General features: G+C 37.2%; 12 protein-coding genes. 1 reads left to right on the forward strand and 11 read right to left on the reverse strand.

The genetic code is table 11. The features are described 5' to 3' along the window. Positions 1-544 precede the first annotated feature (544 nt). A complete protein-coding gene (locus RWM19_RS08445) occupies positions 545-1,627 on the forward strand; it encodes an ATP-binding cassette domain-containing protein (protein ID WP_313985937.1) in 1,083 nt (360 codons plus the stop codon). A 57-nt stretch (positions 1,628-1,684) separates the two neighbouring features. Here the strand turns inward: RWM19_RS08445 and glgA are convergent, their stop codons facing one another. The 11 genes from glgA to glgB form a co-directional block, all read right to left on the reverse strand. Next, positions 1,685-3,133 carry a glycogen synthase GlgA gene (gene glgA / locus RWM19_RS08450; RefSeq protein WP_313985940.1) on the reverse strand — a complete coding sequence of 483 codons (1,449 nt, stop codon included), beginning with the start codon at positions 3,131-3,133 and terminating at the stop codon, positions 1,685-1,687. Positions 3,134-3,150: 17 nt separating this feature from the next. After that, positions 3,151-4,263: a glucose-1-phosphate adenylyltransferase subunit GlgD gene (gene glgD / locus RWM19_RS08455; RefSeq protein ID WP_294019888.1), complete on the reverse strand. Its 1,113-nt coding sequence runs from the start codon at positions 4,261-4,263 to the stop codon at positions 3,151-3,153. Between the two features lie 11 nt (positions 4,264-4,274). Further along, on the reverse strand, positions 4,275-5,408 hold the full coding sequence (locus RWM19_RS08460; protein ID WP_294019886.1) for a glucose-1-phosphate adenylyltransferase: 1,134 nt from the start codon (positions 5,406-5,408) through the stop codon (positions 4,275-4,277). A 117-nt stretch (positions 5,409-5,525) separates the two neighbouring features. Next, positions 5,526-6,191 carry a uracil-DNA glycosylase gene (ung, locus tag RWM19_RS08465; RefSeq protein WP_313985944.1) on the reverse strand — a complete coding sequence of 222 codons (666 nt, stop codon included), beginning with the start codon at positions 6,189-6,191 and terminating at the stop codon, positions 5,526-5,528. 60 nt (positions 6,192-6,251) lie between these two features. Further along, on the reverse strand, positions 6,252-8,105 hold the full coding sequence (locus tag RWM19_RS08470; RefSeq protein WP_313985947.1) for a DUF885 domain-containing protein: 1,854 nt from the start codon (positions 8,103-8,105) through the stop codon (positions 6,252-6,254). 56 nt (positions 8,106-8,161) lie between these two features. Further along, the gene (locus RWM19_RS08475; RefSeq protein ID WP_313985950.1) at positions 8,162-8,377 is read right to left on the reverse strand and encodes a hypothetical protein; all 216 of its coding nucleotides are present in this window, start codon (positions 8,375-8,377) and stop codon (positions 8,162-8,164) included. Next, positions 8,377-8,781 carry a hypothetical protein gene (locus RWM19_RS08480; protein WP_313985953.1) on the reverse strand — a complete coding sequence of 135 codons (405 nt, stop codon included), beginning with the start codon at positions 8,779-8,781 and terminating at the stop codon, positions 8,377-8,379. The genes RWM19_RS08475 and RWM19_RS08480 overlap by 1 nt, the downstream gene beginning before the upstream one ends. Before the next feature lie 71 nt (positions 8,782-8,852). Then, positions 8,853-10,838, reverse strand: coding sequence for an FAD-dependent oxidoreductase (locus RWM19_RS08485; RefSeq protein ID WP_313985956.1), 1,986 nt, complete (start codon positions 10,836-10,838; stop codon positions 8,853-8,855). 211 nt (positions 10,839-11,049) lie between these two features. Then, positions 11,050-13,377 carry a preprotein translocase subunit SecA gene (gene secA / locus RWM19_RS08490; protein ID WP_313985959.1) on the reverse strand — a complete coding sequence of 776 codons (2,328 nt, stop codon included), beginning with the start codon at positions 13,375-13,377 and terminating at the stop codon, positions 11,050-11,052. Positions 13,378-13,380: 3 nt separating this feature from the next. Continuing rightward, positions 13,381-15,495, reverse strand: coding sequence for a type I pullulanase (gene pulA / locus RWM19_RS08495; protein WP_313985961.1), 2,115 nt, complete (start codon positions 15,493-15,495; stop codon positions 13,381-13,383). Between the two features lie 2 nt (positions 15,496-15,497). Continuing rightward, positions 15,498-17,324: a 1,4-alpha-glucan branching protein GlgB gene (gene glgB / locus RWM19_RS08500; protein WP_313985963.1), complete on the reverse strand. Its 1,827-nt coding sequence runs from the start codon at positions 17,322-17,324 to the stop codon at positions 15,498-15,500. Positions 17,325-17,473 lie beyond the last annotated feature (149 nt).

Raw genomic sequence — 17,473 nt, forward strand, 5'->3', positions numbered from 1 at the left:
CACCCCAATTAGAGGGCACTTTCGTTAGAAGGGAGTTTTCACTAAAAATTGAGCAATTGTTTCATATTTTATAGAAGCCGCAAAGAAATTCAAACTATCATTCTGTAAATCATTCCTAATGACAGTCCTAGTATCCCTTGTCAATCTAGCAACCATCATCTACTTTAGGCTTATTTTAAATCAAATCTCCACGAGTTCAACAGAGATAATTAAATACTTAGTGATTTTATGTCTATTGTTAGTATGTACTTCATTCATTAATGTATTATGGTCAATCTCTTTAGATAAATTTGGTGGAGAGTATATTGCCTATTTAGTTCATCAATGTCAAACATCAATCCATAACACGCAATACAAAAATATTGATTCATCAAAAATCAGTCATACTTTGTACAATGACATTCTGAATATATTCCGTGTTGTAGGAAACTATATCCCATCATTACTTTGTTCTGCAATGCTAATTATTTTACTTCTTATTTTTTCTATTACAATCGACCTATTTATATCTCTGTTTCTACTCTGCTCAATCATCGTAGGAATTATGATTTCGTATATCTCTAGAAAAATTATTGTAGAATCATCAACATCCACAAATCAAAAATTAAAAGAATACTATAACACCCTGCATGAATATACCGATAAAGTTGAATACATTAAAACAAATAATCTACTATCCTACTTTGTAAATATCACGCAAACTAGAATAGCAAATTTTATATCCTCTTCCGTCAAAGAAGACAAGAAGATTTATTTCTTCAGTACATTCACGCAAAACTATAATTCATTGATGCAATTTATCTTATCAATATTATTATCACTACCTGTTTATCAAAACTCATTACCAAATCTAGCATTCTATATTATTCTATTTAACTTCCTAATGTCGCAAGGACAGAGAATGGAACTGTTATTCCAACAGATTAATAGAAATAAGATATGCTTTTCAAATATTTCTGACATTCGAAATTTACCTGCACTGACTGGTGATAAGCTTATCACCGATATTACTTCAATTGAATTAAAAGACATCTCTTTCTCATATCCAGATAAATCAAAAAATGTTCTCGATCACTTTTCTCTTAAATTACTGAAAGGTGATTTCGCCCTGGTCAAAGGAACAAATGGTATTGGTAAAACAACACTATTTCGAATTCTATTGAATCAATATTCTCCTACATCAGGAGAAGTACTCATCAACAATGAAAAAATCGATTTATACAGCATATCTTCTTATTATGAGAACATCGCTTATATCAGCCAACATGAGCCTGTATTGAATACATCAATCGAAAAATACTTAGAGGAAATTTCTCATTCTACTCTCAATTCCGACACAGTAGATCAAATACTTTCTAGATTACAAATGTCTAATCTACACCACATCAATGAAAGTGAACTTTCAGGCGGTGAGAAGAAGAAAGTATTGTTATCAAAGTTAATGACCTTAGAAGAGAAAGTATCTTTGATTTTAATTGATGAAGTAGATGCTGAACTAGATACAGAAACAAGAGATAAATTCTATTCGTACTTAAATCATCTAGCATCCAAGCAAGATAAAATTATTCTTGTAATTCAACATAATGACGCAAGTCAATTGAACTTTAATAAAACAATATCATTCTAAACCACCAAAGAGGCAGGATATAAATCCTGCCTCTACTATTTGTATATCAGTAAATACTTAGTCCCAGTTACAAATTGAGTAATACAACTGTTCGTACTGATTTGCGCTTTGATCCCAACTTACATCAGTATTCATTGCACTCTTCACTAAACCCTTCCAACCAGTCTTATTGTTGTAATACTGTTCTAATGCATAACGTAGTGTGTACATCATGTCATTTGGATTTGCTGCCCAGAAACTAAAGCCGTTTCCTTCCCCTGTATATTGGTTATATGGATGCACTGTATCCTTTAGACCACCAGTTTCACGTACGATTGGAAGTGTACCATAATGCATGGCAATTAGCTGACCAATTCCACATGGTTCATAGATGGAAGGCATAAAGAACATATCACAACCCGCATAGATAAGGTGGGCAAGATCTTCGTTATATCCGCAATAGTATACTGCTCTACCTTTATATTCAGACTCTAACCACTTAAATGCATTCTCTGCGTTTGCTTCACCTGTACCAAGCACAACAAACTGAACATTCTGGTCCATAATCTCACGTAACTTCTCTGTGACCATATACATGCCCTTTTGTTCTGTTAGTCGAGATACAATACCGATGAGCGCAACATCGCTCTTCACCTCTAAGCCAAGTGTTTCCTGTAGAGCCTTCTTGTTTTCCTTCTTACCAGAAACATAGTTTCGAATATCGAAATTCTTCGCAAGATGCTTATCCGTCTTTGGATTCCAATCTACAGTATCAATACCATTTACAATACCCCAAAGGTCCCCACGGCGATAACGTAATACAGAATCCATACGTTCACCATAGGTTTGTGTCAAAATCTCTTCAGCGTATGTTGGAGATACTGTTGTAATCTTATCTGCGTATACAATCGCAGCCTTCATAAAGCTGATACCTGTATCAAATTTAATGGAACCATTATCGAAATAACTGTAATCAAGTCCTAGACAACTCTCCATCATTTCAACACCAAAGTTACCTTGGAATGCCAAGTTGTGAATTGTATAGACGTGCTTGATTTGTTGATAACGATAGTCATCCGCATAACATGCATGTGCCATTAAAGGCATCATGCCCGTCTGCCAGTCATTTTCATGAATGATATTTGGCCACCAGTTGATAAAATAAATCATATCTAATACAGCACGTTGGAAGAAGGCAAATCTTTCGCCATCATCCTCATAACCATATAGACCATCTCTTTCGAAATATCCTTGATGTTCAACAAAGTAATACATTACTCCATCTACATCACAACGATAGAACGTTGCTGGTTGGTCAATCCATCCAGAACGAACTTGAATTGTACCAAGTCTTTCTAGCTTATCATAATGTTTCTCAATAATTTTTTTGTATAAAGGCAAGGCAACACGTACATCATGTCCACGCTTCGCTAATGTTCTTGGTAAACTACCGATAACATCTGCTAGACCTCCAGTTTTAATAAACGGTAAGCCTTCGCCTGCTACAAACAATACAGATCTGCTCATTGAATACTCCTCGCTTCCTAGATACAATCTCTACGCTTTACGTAAATCAGATTATCTTCTGTTCCAACAAGTTCTTTTACTTTATGGATTGTTGCGTACTTATCAACAATGACATGATCAAGGTGAACACCCTCACCAATAACAGCACCTGGTAATACGATACTATTCTCAATCACTGCATCTCTACCAACCTTAACATTTCTACTGATAATGGAATTCTTAACGGTGCCTTCAATTCCACAACCATTCGCAACAACACTAGCGCTAACATCTGAATCTTCTCCAAATATGGATGGACTAGAGTTATTTGTATGCGTATAGATTGGCCAATTTGACTTGAATAAGTTAAAGGCAACCTTGTAATCCTTCAACAACATGTTAAGACGATAGTATTCTTTTTGATTATTGATACATGCAACAAATCCCTTTACTGCATATCCACGAATATCTACTTCATTTACTACTTCACGTAATACATCCTTGAACCAGTAGAGTGATGAAATTTCTGCACCTGTCTTAACTAATGTAATAAACAAGTCCTTTCTCATCACATATGCTTCTAAGGAAACAGAACGTGTTTTGTATTTACCGCGATTCTTATCAATAGAAAGAACTCTCTTATCCTTATCCATTGTGAATGTATCACATTCATGGAATGCTGTCTTAGCATCTGATGTATTTGTATAGAGTGCTGTAATATCTGCACCACTTTCGATATGTGCATCTAATACTTCACTAAAGTCAATATCATAGATGAAATAACTTGGTGCGATAACAACATATGGATTCTTATCTTTCTCAATGTACTGCATGTTCAAGATATAGTTTGCAATATCATGATTATATACAGGCGAAGAGAATGTCTTTTCACCAAATAAGATACGTAATTTACCACGTTTGGAGTTGATGTTGTAATGACGTCCATCCCCTAAGTGTTCGATGAGATTACGTGGCTTTTCTTTACAGTAAACTTGAACGCTATCGATACCTGAGTTTGTCATATTACTGAGGATGAAGTCAATAATACGATATCTTCCCATGAACGCTGTTGCTGGAACAGGTCGGAAATCACCAAGTCCCTCAATATTAACGGAACTATCTTCAAATGAAATAATACCTAAAGCTTTCATGATTTCTCCTCCTACTCCGTAACATTCTTAGCAATCAATTCAATATGATCACTATCTGCTGAACCTAATACAACACCAGGTCCAATTTCTACATTATCCGCAACGATACAACGTGTAATTTTCGCACCTGCACCAATCTTAGCGCCTGTTAAGATGACGGAGTCCTGTACATCAGCACCTTCATCAATAAAGGAGTTTGTACCTAAGACGGAATTGTTGACTTTGCCCAATACTACACTACCCTGTGTGATGTAACTATTACGTACAACCGCATTTTCACCAATGAACTGTGGTAGTGCATTAACATCTTCTGTGTAAATCTTCCAATCAGGATCACCTAAGTTTAAAGCATTGTCATTCTTCAATAGATCCATATTGGATTCCCAAAGTGAATCGATTGTTCCAACATCTTTCCAGTATCCCTTAAAGCGATATGCTGCTAGAACTTTATTATCATCTAAGTATGCAGGAATGATATCCTTGCCAAAGTCATGTGAGGACTGTTCATTCTTATCATCTTCAAGTAAGTATTTACGTAGTGTCTTATACGTAAAGATGTAAATGCCCATGGAAGCTAAATTACTCTTTGGATGCGCAGGCTTCTCCTCAAATTCCTGAACCATATCATTCTTATCGCAATTCATGATACCAAATCTAGAAGCTTCCTTCATTGGCACCTGCAATACAGCGATTGTCGCATCAGCGCCCTTTGCGATATGATGCTTTAACATCTTCTCATAGTTCATCTTATAGATATGGTCACCAGATAATATAAGTACATATTCTGGTTCAATACTATCTAAGAAGTCAATATTCTGTGTGATTGCGTCTGCTGTTCCACGATATACTTCAAAACCTTTCTGATCTCTTTCACGTGGTGGAAGAACGAATACACCACCATCATTTGTATCAAGGCCCCAGAACTGGTCTTTTGCGACATAAGCATTTAATAAAACGGATTCATATTGTGTTAATACACCTACTGTGTTAATTCCTGAATTTGCGCAATTACTCAGTGGAAAATCAATAATTCTATACTTTCCTCCAAAATGCACTGCAGGCTTTGCGACTTTCTTCGTCAAGTCATGCAGACGGCTTCCGCGGCCACCGGCAAGAATCATCGCAACCATTGCATTAGATCTCATAAAGTCCTCCTTAATCAAAACTATGGATACGCTTACATTATAAACTAATATTGATAATCAGAACATTACCATATGTAAAATATCTCGTTTTTTTATTCAATTTTTTTGATGAAAATCTCAAATATCTTTAATCTGCCAATCAATCCCCTTACGGTTGTTTTTCTCTAGAAATTCATTTGCTTTTTTGAAGTGATTACATCCAAAGAAACCATTGTATGCAGATAAAGGTGATGGATGTGCTGCCTCTAAAACAAGATGCTTCGTTTTATCAATCATGCATGCTTTATTTCTAGCCGCTCTTCCCCACAACAGGAAGACCACCGGCTCTTTCTTTTCATTGATTTTTTGAATCACATGGTCAGTGAATATTTCCCACCCCATGCCAGCATGACTTTGTGGATGAGAATCTTCTACCGTCATCACCGTATTCAACAGAAATACGCCTTGCTTTGCCCATGGTACAAGATACCCGTTATTTGGAATTGGATAGCCATATTCTGTTTGTAATTCCTTATACATATTTAAAAGACTCGGTGGTATCTTCACCCCCGGGTTAACTGAGAAACACAAACCATGTGCCTGGCCTTTTTGATGATATGGATCTTGGCCAAGAATAACTACTTTAATATCCGAATAATCGCAGTGCTGAAATGCGGAAAAAACCTGCTGCTTAGGTGGATATATTTCTTTTGTTTCATAGGCATTTTTCAAAAACTTCGATAACTCCAAGAAATATTCTTTTTTCCATTCTTGATGCAACCATTCTGTCCATTGGTTATCCATTTTAGTACTTGCTCCTCTTATATAAAAAATCATACCACTTCGGTATGATTTTTCACTATTTTATTGATAGTTATTTTCTCTTCTCTTGCGAACGAAAACAACAACTAAAATTAACACTGTAGCTGCTAACGATACCCAAAGACCAATCTTACCTGGATTAACAAATGGTTTGTTAGAACTAGGAGTTGTAGCACTAGCACCACTAGCTTCAAGATATTTCTCTAGATCCTTCTGTACGATATCGAATGGACGATCACCATGTGTTAGTAACATACGATTGAATTCTACTACATCGTACTTCTTTCCAAGAGCAGCCTGCGCTTGATCACGGAAGTGAAGATAGTATGTTAAACCAATACCATAAGGCACGATAGAACCAGGCTCTTGTGTTACAGTTGAAATAACATTTGAAGCTGCAGAAGCATTTAATCCTAATGATTCATAATACTTTCCTAACTTCTTCTCATCCCATCCCATGCCATTTACTAAGAAATCAGCCTGTGCAGGTAAGATGTAGTTTAGGTTTGTATTGATACGATTTTCTTCCTTTGCACCATCATTTAATTCAGAATATGCCCAAGAAACATCCTCACAATACATTGCCCAACCTTCTGTATAACCAATATTGCTGAGCTGTGTACGTAATGGATTTGGATTTGTATTCAAATACCAAGTAATCTGGAATAAGTGTCCAGGGAAACCTTCGTGTGCTAAAGTAGTATACATTTCATTTGTTGAATTTACATTATCACCATTAATCTTAATCACATTGTTAGAGAAATCATCAATTGGTGGCTGCATGTAGTACGCAACAATCGCATCATTAGCAACAGATGGATCTAAGTAACTTGCTGTAAATGTTACTGCAGGACCTTCTGGAAACTCCTGTAAATGTCCTTGTAATGTATTTAGAATCTCTGTAGGATCCTTCTCTGGTAATGCTTCTTCTAAGTTATCATTCTTCTTAGCGTTCAAATACAAAGATCTAGCTTCATCAATTAACTTCTTTAACTGCTCATCTGTTAATTCAAATAATTCTTGTAAAGAAGCGGATGAACTTGACTTTGAACGTAATAACGCTGCGTAATATTCTTTTCCATCAGGTAAATCATACAAACTTAATGATGTACGTGTCCCACGGAATGTTTCAAGTTCTTGTGCAAGCTTCTGATATTCAGGAATGTATGTGTTTAAGATAAAATCACGATTCTTTTCCTTATATGCAGTACGCTGTTCCTCACTCAAGCCCTCAAACTTATCTACATTCTGATTAAAAATCTGAATGAGTGGGTTATTGTCTGTCTTTGCAACAAACTTTTCAATTCCATCTAATGTACTATCTAAAGCATCATCTGTCATGAAGTAACCATTTTGTACCTGCGTACGCGTAACTTCTAGTGCACCTTCAATATATGCTGGAACACTCTCTAATACAGATAAATAATCATCGATATCTTCTTGCTTGTAGAACACAAATTCTGTAAAGTTTGTAATTAAATTACTCTGAATACCACGATTTGGTAAGAACTGGAAATCAAACATTGGATAATTCAAGAGTTCACGAGTACTTTCTAAGTAATACTTATATGTATCGTAATCATGCTGTTGTATATCTGACAACTCGTCATAATTGAACTTCTCTAATCCCTTTAAAGACTCCTCTACTTTTGCGATACTCTTTGAGTTATCTAAAGTTGGAGGTTCACCAATCGTTGGCTGTGGTTTTGTAATACCATATTTTTCATAATCCTTTAATGCAAAATGTAATGATGTATAATCATCTTCCATCATTTGGATGAATTCATTTCGCATAAACTGATCGAAATCAGCATTCGTTTCTTCTGCATGTACAGGTGAAATTACACAAAGAAGTGCCATGGCAATCAAGCCAAGTAAAAACTTTCTTATTTTCATCTATTCATTCTCCTTGTTTCTAAGTATAACAGAAGTATTATCTTTGAGAAATATTACTATTTATATTCCGTTCCACCCCATTCAACCACTGTAAAACCCTTACGTTCTACACCGTCTAACTTTTGCGGTTGAATCATTATTGATTCTTGCAACGGTTTCCAAGCCATCATGACACGAATCACTGTATCTGGCTTTGGTGAAATATCTAATTCAGCGTGATCTGTATAGTTTTCATTCTGGAAAGAGATTAAGTTATAGGCATTTTCCTGCATTATGGTAACCAGTAAATGATAAACTCATTTCTCTCACGATCATTTAATCCTAGTTTAGTGAGTGCTTCTTCCAAGAAAGCTTCTGTATTTGACCCTTTTACAACAAAGCCAGTTGAAAAGTCTGGAGTATAATTCACAACACCTTCCCAGAATAAGCAGTAATACGAATCCTTGTTATCTAGTGCATGTAGTGTTCCATCCGGCTCTGCAACAACATTCCAGCCATCATTGTACTTTGGATATGTTGTGGTAAACTTACCATCAAGATTTACTTTTACATCAACCTCAGTTGTGTTCTCTGGATATAGATAAATAACAGGCTTCTTACTTTTCTCGGGAAATAGATTACATCCTGCTAAAAAAATAATCGTACATGTAAGAAATGCCTTTATAAGTTTATTCATATTCATTTCTCCCTGTTTACAACAAAGGTCTGAGCGAACTCAGACCTTAACTTATTAATTCTTATGACTTACTATTTTGTGTCAGCGAGTAATGTATCAGCAGATAACTTACCAAATACAACTGTATCTACTACAGCGTTACCACCTAAACGGTTTGCACCGTGGATACCACCAGTAATTTCACCAGCAGCATATAAGCCCTTGATTGGCTCTCCCTTTTCATTGAGTACACGTGCTTCCGCATCGATTGTTACACCACCCATTGTATGGTGAACACAAGCTTGACGAGGAGTTACAACCCATGGTCCATGCTCGAGTTTTGTAGAGTATAGAGTTCTTCCGAATTCATCACTTCCACTTTCAACACTCTTATTGAATTCATCTACAGTTGCCTGTAATGTTGCAGGATCCATATCTAACTTCTTAGCGAGTTCTTCTAATGTATCAGCGTAAATGATGAATCCATTCTTTTCAAGGTATTCAAATGTGAATCCGTCACCACTTCTCCACTCTGGATCCTTGATATCCTTATAACCAGCACCATCGCCACTTTCAAGGATATAGAACATCTTATCAGTTTGATTTAGAACACCACCGCAAATCTGGTCACGACGACCGTCTTCACGAACGAAACGCTTACCTTCCTTATTGATAAAGATAATCTGGTCTGTACCGTTAACTGCACGTGCTGGGAACTTAGAAATCTGACCATCTACCAAGTTACCTAGATATAGAAGCTGTAATTGTTCCATATCTGTTAAGGAAGCACCAGCATCCTTAGCCATTGTGATACCATCACCCTGTGATGCTGAGAAACGGTTTGTTGTGCCTGTCTTAGAAAGATCTGGCCACTTACCTGTTGTATTGTATTCCTGAACCATCTTAGCGTTAGCACCGAAACCACCAGTAGCTAATACGACGCCATCCTTAGCTGTAAATGTAATTTCCTTACCTGTATGGTTATCCGTAGCCTTAACAGCCGTAACTTTATTATTATCAAGTACAAGCTTTGTAGCTGTAGCTTCTGTTAATAATGTAACCTTATCGCCATACTTTTCAAGCATATCAGCGTATACGGAGATAAAGCCTGTACCCATCTTCATTGTAGATGTATGTGTACGTTGCCATAAGGAACCAGCACCCTGTGAAATCTTATCCTGGAATTTCATACCCATGGATTCGATCCATTCATATCCACCAAATGCGTTATAGCATAATGCCTTAACAAGATCGAGATTTGCAACCTTATCACCATTGATCCAAGTCTGTAATGCATACCATTCCTTGGAATCAAATAGATCAGTTCTACCAGCAGCCTTATATGCATCCCATTGTGCTTGCACTTCAGCTTGTAATGCTGCATGTTGATCATTAATTGGAGTTTCAGCTAAAGCCTTCTCAATTGTAGTCTTTACAGCATCACTCATTTCAGCATGTTGTTGTAATGCTGGGTCTGGTGCATTATAAATCGCACCACAAACTAATGTATCACCACCGATTTCACCGGCTTTTTCGATAATTGCTACACTCTTACCATTCTGTAAGAGTTCAACAGCACTCGCAAGACCAGCTCCACCGCCACCTACTACGACTACGTCAGCTTCAACGTCTTTTCTATCTTCGTAAGTTACTTCTTTCTTAAATGCATCTGGATCGCCACCTGCTTGTTTGATAGCGTCCTTAACAGCAGTCTTAATAGCTCCTGATGTAATTGTCGCACCAGTCACATTATCAACTGATAAGCTTTGATTCTTAACGATTTCTTCTGGAATTAATTGAACAGGTGCTACACCCCCAGTTGTAACAACCTTTCCATCCTTGTCAACAAGTTCCCCACCGATACCTGGAGTTTCAGCGTGAGAAGTCACCTTAACTGACTTAATTTCATTTTCTGTTACTTCTACTTCTACCGTAACATCGTCGTTCATACCAGCAGTAGAAGCTGTATATGTACCAGGCTTCATTTTACTGGACGTTGTTGTCTCAGTTGCCTTGTTACAGCCAACAAGAGATGCAGCTAAAACAAGAGTAACCAAAGAGATACTCAATCTTTTCATTATTATGTTCCCTCCATTTATTAAAAACATGATAGACCATTTTTTCACAAAATAGTACCCCCTAACAATATTATTTTTATGATTTATATCTGTACTTGTAAGTTTTTCACTGTTACACAGACTTTATTTCTGAAAACCATATCATTTTCTAGTATCATGCATACAAAAAAACCAGAATACCATTTGATTAGTACTCTAGTTTCCATCATGCTTACATATCTGATTCAATATTTGTTTGAATATGCAACAATGTAGAAACCGTCTGTTCAGAGATATTCTGCATCATGGCATTGAAGCGATTAAAGCCCTCTTCACGATATGCGTCAATTGGCTTTACATTCGCATAACTGCGTAAGCGAACACTCGTCTTCAAATGTTCCATCACATCCACATGGTGAATCCACTCACGATCAAGAATCTGTAAGAAGATAAACTTTACCATTCGCTGTAGTTCTTCTTGTGGAAGCTCTGCAGTCTGTTTATGGTAGACATCTGTAATCGCATCCGTAATCTCTTCTTGTGATCCTCTGTGGATTGTCTCTGCATACTGTTTACCATCAATTCCTAAACTATTTAAATATTGTGCAAGTTTCTCCTTTGCATCATTCTTATTTGGAATCTGATAATATCCTTCAATTGCAGCAGAAACATTCTCCTTCACAAGTTCATAAACGAGTGGTTCCATATCCTCAAGATCAAGCACCTTATCTCGTTGGTCATAGATCAAATGGCGTTGTGCCATTAATACATCGTCATATTCAAGTGTATTTTTACGTGTATCAAAGTGTAGACCTTCTGCTCTTTCTTGCGTGCGGTCAATGAGTGCTCTCATCTTATTGATATTCTCTTTATCATGTTCAAAGCGCTCAATCATGCCTTCACTTTCGTCTGTATGATATTCCACAATCAAATCATCATCCATGGAACAATAGAATCTAGAGAAGCCTGGATCACCTTGACGACCAGAACGTCCACGCAACTGATTATCGATACGCTTTGCTTCATGACGTTCACTACCAAGTACCGCAAGACCACCAAGCTGTGCAACACCTTCTCCAAGCTTAATATCCGTACCACGACCAGCCATATTCGTCGCAACTGTTACTGCAAACTTTTGTCCTGCCTTCGCAATAATCTCAGCTTCATTTTCATCATTTTTTGCATTTAATACATGATGAGGAATATTCTGTTTCTTTAACATTTCACTGAGTGCTTCATTGATACCGATAGATAATGTACCGATTAAGACTGGCTGTCCCTTTTCATGCAGTTCTTTTGTATGTTTAACGATTGCCTCATATTTTTCATGTCTATCTTTGAATACTAGATCCGGTTCATCAATACGTGCTATAGGTCTATTGGTAGGCACCTCATACACACGCATGTTATAGGTATTCAAGAATTCATCTTCTTCTGTCTTTGCCGTACCAGTCATACCACTTAACAGGTCATATAAACGGAAGAAGTTCTGATAAGTAATTGTCGCAAGTGTAATTGTTTCTTGCTTGATACCAACATTTTCTTTGGCTTGAATTGCCTGATGTAATCCATCACTGAATTCACGGCCAGCCATCTTTCTACCAGTAAACTGATCAACAAGAATAATTTCATCATCACCCACTACATACTCAACATCCCTAGTCATGAGATAGTTAGCACGCATTGCATTTTGAATATAATGCACTATGCTTACATGTTCACCATTATAGATGTTTTCAATACCGAAGGCTCGATCAGCTTTCTTTAAACCAGCATCCGTTAATACAACGGTACGGTCTTCACGGTCAATCTCAAAATCAACATCTCTCTTACAACTCTTCGCAAAACGATCAGCCTGAATATACTGCTGGTCTAATACTGGCCCAGGACCGCTGATAATTAAAGGTGTTCTAGCTTCATCGATTAAGATGGAGTCAACCTCATCCAATACTGCGTAATGCAAACCACGTAAAACACGCTGTTCCTTACGCATTACCATGTTATCTCTTAGATAATCAAAGCCAAGTTCTGAATTTGTTGTATAGGTAATGTCACAAGCATATGCTTCTCGCTTCTCACTTTCAGAAAGCGAATGTAAGTTACATCCTACCGTTAGACCAAGGAACGTATATACACGTCCCATCCATTCCGCATCACGTTTGGCAAGATACTCATTGACAGTTACAACATGTGCTCCCTTACCTGCTAAGGCATGTAAGTAAATTGGCATAACAGCTGTTAATGTCTTACCTTCACCAGTCTTCATCTCCGCAATATCACCTTCATGTAATAGAACACCACCTAATACCTGAACACGATATGGAAACTCATTTAGAACACGCTTTGCGGCTTCACGAGCATTCGCAAAAGCATCAGGCAGTACATCTTTTAAAGATGCCCCTGCCTGTATTTTTTCTTGTAGTTGTCTTGTTACTTCACGTAAATCATCATCTGATTTCTGCGCATAAGTCTCTTCTAATTTCAAAACTTTATCTGCGAGTACTTCAGCTTGGTGAAAGTGTCTTTTTTCACTATCGAATAGATTTCCAAATAATCCCATCTTCTACCTCTTGCATACGATTAGGCTTAATGCTGGAACACATACATGTTTTGATTTAGCTTCTTGGCTATTCCCATTTTCATCAAAGATAACTTGCCACTCCTCATCAAGACGATAGAAGCGATCACCAGTTGATGGATTAATCATGACACGAACCGTTTCTGCATTGCCTTTCGAACCTGCAATATCATAGAACACCGTCTGGTCATCCGCAACCCAAACTTTCACTTTTTCATTGATTTCTAACGCAGTTTTCAGACAGAATTCACTTACCGATCTACGTAAAGCGGTCGCTTTGCGGAAATACTTCACAACTTCTTGGTAATATTCCATTCTTTCCCAATCCATACGGTTAATTTCATCTGGGGCGTTATAGGAGTTATGATTATCTTTCTTTGTATCACAGAATTCAAAACCAGCATGTACAAATGGTACGCCTTGTGAAATCATCGTAATCGCAATCATCATCTTCTGACGGCGAATACGAGTCGCTCTATCTTCATTATTACAACATGCATGCATCTTATCCCATACGGTACTATTATCATGTGTTTCAAAACCATTGATAGACTGATCTGGAGAGAAGAATCTCTTAAAATGCGGTGTATCTAGAACATTTCCTGTTAGTGCAGCCAAGCTAGCAAATGCGTTATTCCAGTTACCAGTCGCATATCCACGTTCATACTTCTCACTCTCACTCGTCTTTCCTTTGATTACATCACGGAAATAATCGTTAAAGTGACCAATATGAGGCATCGCACCTTGGTTATGAATATTTGCTTTTTGCGATCCCTGTAACATCGTTGGCATATCCCAACCTTCACCATAAATGAGTGCACTTGGGTTATTACGAATCGCTTCATTACGAATCTTATTCATCGTTGCAACATCAATGATACCCATTAAGTCAAAGCGGAAACCATCAATACCATAAATCTGCATTAAATTACGAATCACGTAAACTAGGTATCTAGAAGCCATCGGCATCTCTGAGGCAAAATCATTACCACAATAAGAACCGTTAGACATATACCCTTCTTCGTTATAACGGAAATAATAATATGGAACCAAACAATCAAACGCAGTTTCCGCAACATCATACACATGATTAAACACAACATCTAATGTAACACGTAGATGATTACGATGAAGACAAGCCACAAGTTCCTTAAACTCTTTCATGCGTACATATGGATGGTCTGGATCAGAACTAAAACTACCCTTTAAAGATAGATACTGACGAGGGTCATATCCCCAGTTGTAGTTAAGTTCAGGTTTAAAATCATCAACTGTACTAAAGTCTGTTAATGGCATGAACTGTACATGCGTTACACCCAAGGATTTTATGTAGTTCAAACCGGTAGGTAGACCCCTATACTCAGTTCCATCCTCACATAGAGAGCTAAACTTTCCATGTGTTTTTGTCCCTGTAAATGGATGCATTGTCATATCACGAACACTACATTCGTAGATAATCGATTCTGTAGGTGTGATTGTATCTTCAAAAGGATAATCTTTAATCTTATCTAATTCAGATAAATCAATAACAGCACTTGCCTTTGCATTACCATTACAACTATATGCATATGGGTCTAGTGACTTCACTACTTTACCATTACGCTCTACTAAATATGTATATGTCGCATGTTTAAAGTCACCAGGCACCTTTACATACCAAGTACCCATTTCACTAGGCTCCATTGCCTTTAATATCTGAACACCACTGACATCTAATGACAGTGTTACATTAACAGCTGTTGGTGCCCACACCTTAAACCATGTATGTTCTGGTGAATAATGTGATCCCAAATCATCTTTCTCATATCCATACAAGGCATTGAAGCGTTCACGCTTTACAATGAGTCTAGCAACTAGCGGTGTGTATCTACCATGACTTTCACGCACTTGATAATCCATGCGGAAATTAGGCTCATATAGACCCTTTAGACGATACAAGATAAAACTATCATGTGTCTCAACACCTTCAATTGATAGTTCTTCGACATAACCGCCCATTCCCGTCAATTGGAAACGACTTGATTCACCCTGATAAAAACCGCGATCAATCGTTACTGTTATCTTTCCAAAATCATCTAAATACGCATTAAATATTGACATCTTTATTTCTTACCTCTGTTTTTCTTCGCTACAAACCAAACAGCCGCAAATGGCGCAAGATTCATCTTCAAGAGATTCTTTCCAGTCTTCTTAGAAGTACGGATTGCTCTTGGATGAACCATACCATTACCACCATAAATTTGGTCATCTGAGTTCAAGATTTCCTTATAGTATCCACTTTGTGGCATCTCCAACTCAAAGTTTTCATATGTTGTATTACTTAAGTTCAATACACATACAAGATATTCATCCTTACTGTTACGATAGAAGGAATATACACTCTGTACATTATTATCCGCATCAATCCACTTAAAGCCATCATAGCTATAATCACCTTCATACAAGCATGCATGCGCTAGATATAACTCATTTAACTTTTTAATAAATAGATTAAAGGAATAATGTTTTGGATACTGGAGTAATTCCCAGTCAATCTGACGTGTCTCATCAAATTCACGGAAAGAGCCAAGCTCATTTCCCATGAAATTTAACTTCTTACCAGGATGAGCATACATGTATGCATACAAATTCTTTGCTTGTGCAAACTTTGCATCATAGTCACCCCACATACGGTCAATAACAGTATGCTTGCCATGTACATTTTCATCATGACTAAATGGCATTAAGAACTTCTCACTATAGAAGTATGCCATTGAGAAAGTCAACTTGTGATGATCGTAATAACGATAGATAGGATCCGTTCCATAATACTTCAGCGTATCATTCATCCAACCAAGATCCCACTTATAGTCAAAACCCAATCCATCCTTTTCTGTAGGTGCTGTTACATTTGGGAAATCGGAGCTATCCTCCGCAATCATCATGACAGTCGGAAATTCCTTATGCATGTAATAGTTCAGACGCTTTACAAAGTAAATAGCACCATCATTGGTACCTCTATCACGATTACCAGCCCAATAAATAAGATTAGAAACCGCATCGATACGAATACCATCCATATGATACATATTTACCCAGAACGCTGCAGAGGACATCAAGAACGAACGTACTTCTTCATTCCACAAATTAAAGTTCATCGTACCCCATTCAGAATTCGCATCGTATTCATTTGGATATTCATATAACGCTTCGCCATCAAAGTAACGTAATCCAAAGTCATCCTTTACAAAGTGAACAGGCACCATGTCAATAATGATACCGATTCCTGCCGCATGGCAACGGTCCACAAAGCGATTAAACTCCTTAGGATTTCCATAACGACTTGTTAAGGAATAGTAACCACTGACTTGATATCCCCATGATCCATCAAACGGATACTCACTAAGAGGCATTAGTTCAATATGTGTATAACCATTCTCTTTAATATATGGAATTAGTTCATCCGCAAGCATGTCATACGAATATGGATGTTCCCCATTACGCTTCCATCCACCAACATATAACTCATAAATGTTCATTGGCTTATCAAAGTTTAGACTACGGTTATTCAACCACTTCTCATCTGTCCAAGATAACTTGCCTAAATCAACAAGCTTACTTGCGGTATTTGGTCTTGTTTCACTATAGAAAGCAAATGGGTCAGCTTTATATAGAATATTTCCTGTTCTAGTTTGAATCTTATACTTATAAACTTCCCACTCATTTAAAGATGGTACAGTAATTGTCCATACACCTTGAAAGTTCATTCTCTCCATCAAGATTTGATTTTCATCCCAGTTTGTAAATGATCCAACGACCCATACGTTTTCCGCATGGGGCGCATACACTGTGAAACGTACTCCCTCGTCCACAAAGTGGGCGCCAAACAGCTCATATGCATTCAAGGAATGACCCTGATGAAACTCTTCAATGATACGTTCTAAATTCATACGTGATCCTCCGTAACTACGTTACATTCATTTTAACATTGACAGTATCGAATGAATACAGATAGATAACGAAAAACGTATAAACTAACGTAGAAAAAAAGATGCAGATATCAACCTGCATCTATCTATATTCTAATTCTTAGGAGAAT

The organism is uncultured Solobacterium sp. (genome assembly GCF_963517755.1).
GTDB lineage: Bacteria > Bacillota_I > Bacilli_A > Erysipelotrichales > Erysipelotrichaceae > Bulleidia.

What these genes read in the sequence shown, in the direction of transcription:
- RWM19_RS08445 (WP_313985937.1), top strand. Translation starts at nt 545, where the DNA reads ATGATTTCGTATATCTCTAGAAAAATTATTGTAGAATCATCAACATCC.
- glgA (WP_313985940.1), bottom strand. Translation starts at nt 3,133, where the DNA reads ATGAGCAGATCTGTATTGTTTGTAGCAGGCGAAGGCTTACCGTTTATT.
- glgD (WP_294019888.1), bottom strand. Translation starts at nt 4,263, where the DNA reads ATGAAAGCTTTAGGTATTATTTCATTTGAAGATAGTTCCGTTAATATT.
- RWM19_RS08460 (WP_294019886.1), bottom strand. Translation starts at nt 5,408, where the DNA reads ATGAGATCTAATGCAATGGTTGCGATGATTCTTGCCGGTGGCCGCGGA.
- ung (WP_313985944.1), bottom strand. Translation starts at nt 6,191, where the DNA reads ATGGATAACCAATGGACAGAATGGTTGCATCAAGAATGGAAAAAAGAA.
- RWM19_RS08470 (WP_313985947.1), bottom strand. Translation starts at nt 8,105, where the DNA reads ATGAAAATAAGAAAGTTTTTACTTGGCTTGATTGCCATGGCACTTCTT.
- RWM19_RS08475 (WP_313985950.1), bottom strand. Translation starts at nt 8,377, where the DNA reads ATGCAGGAAAATGCCTATAACTTAATCTCTTTCCAGAATGAAAACTAT.
- RWM19_RS08480 (WP_313985953.1), bottom strand. Translation starts at nt 8,781, where the DNA reads ATGAATAAACTTATAAAGGCATTTCTTACATGTACGATTATTTTTTTA.
- RWM19_RS08485 (WP_313985956.1), bottom strand. Translation starts at nt 10,838, where the DNA reads ATGAAAAGATTGAGTATCTCTTTGGTTACTCTTGTTTTAGCTGCATCT.
- secA (WP_313985959.1), bottom strand. Translation starts at nt 13,377, where the DNA reads ATGGGATTATTTGGAAATCTATTCGATAGTGAAAAAAGACACTTTCAC.
- pulA (WP_313985961.1), bottom strand. Translation starts at nt 15,495, where the DNA reads ATGTCAATATTTAATGCGTATTTAGATGATTTTGGAAAGATAACAGTA.
- glgB (WP_313985963.1), bottom strand. Translation starts at nt 17,324, where the DNA reads ATGAATTTAGAACGTATCATTGAAGAGTTTCATCAGGGTCATTCCTTG.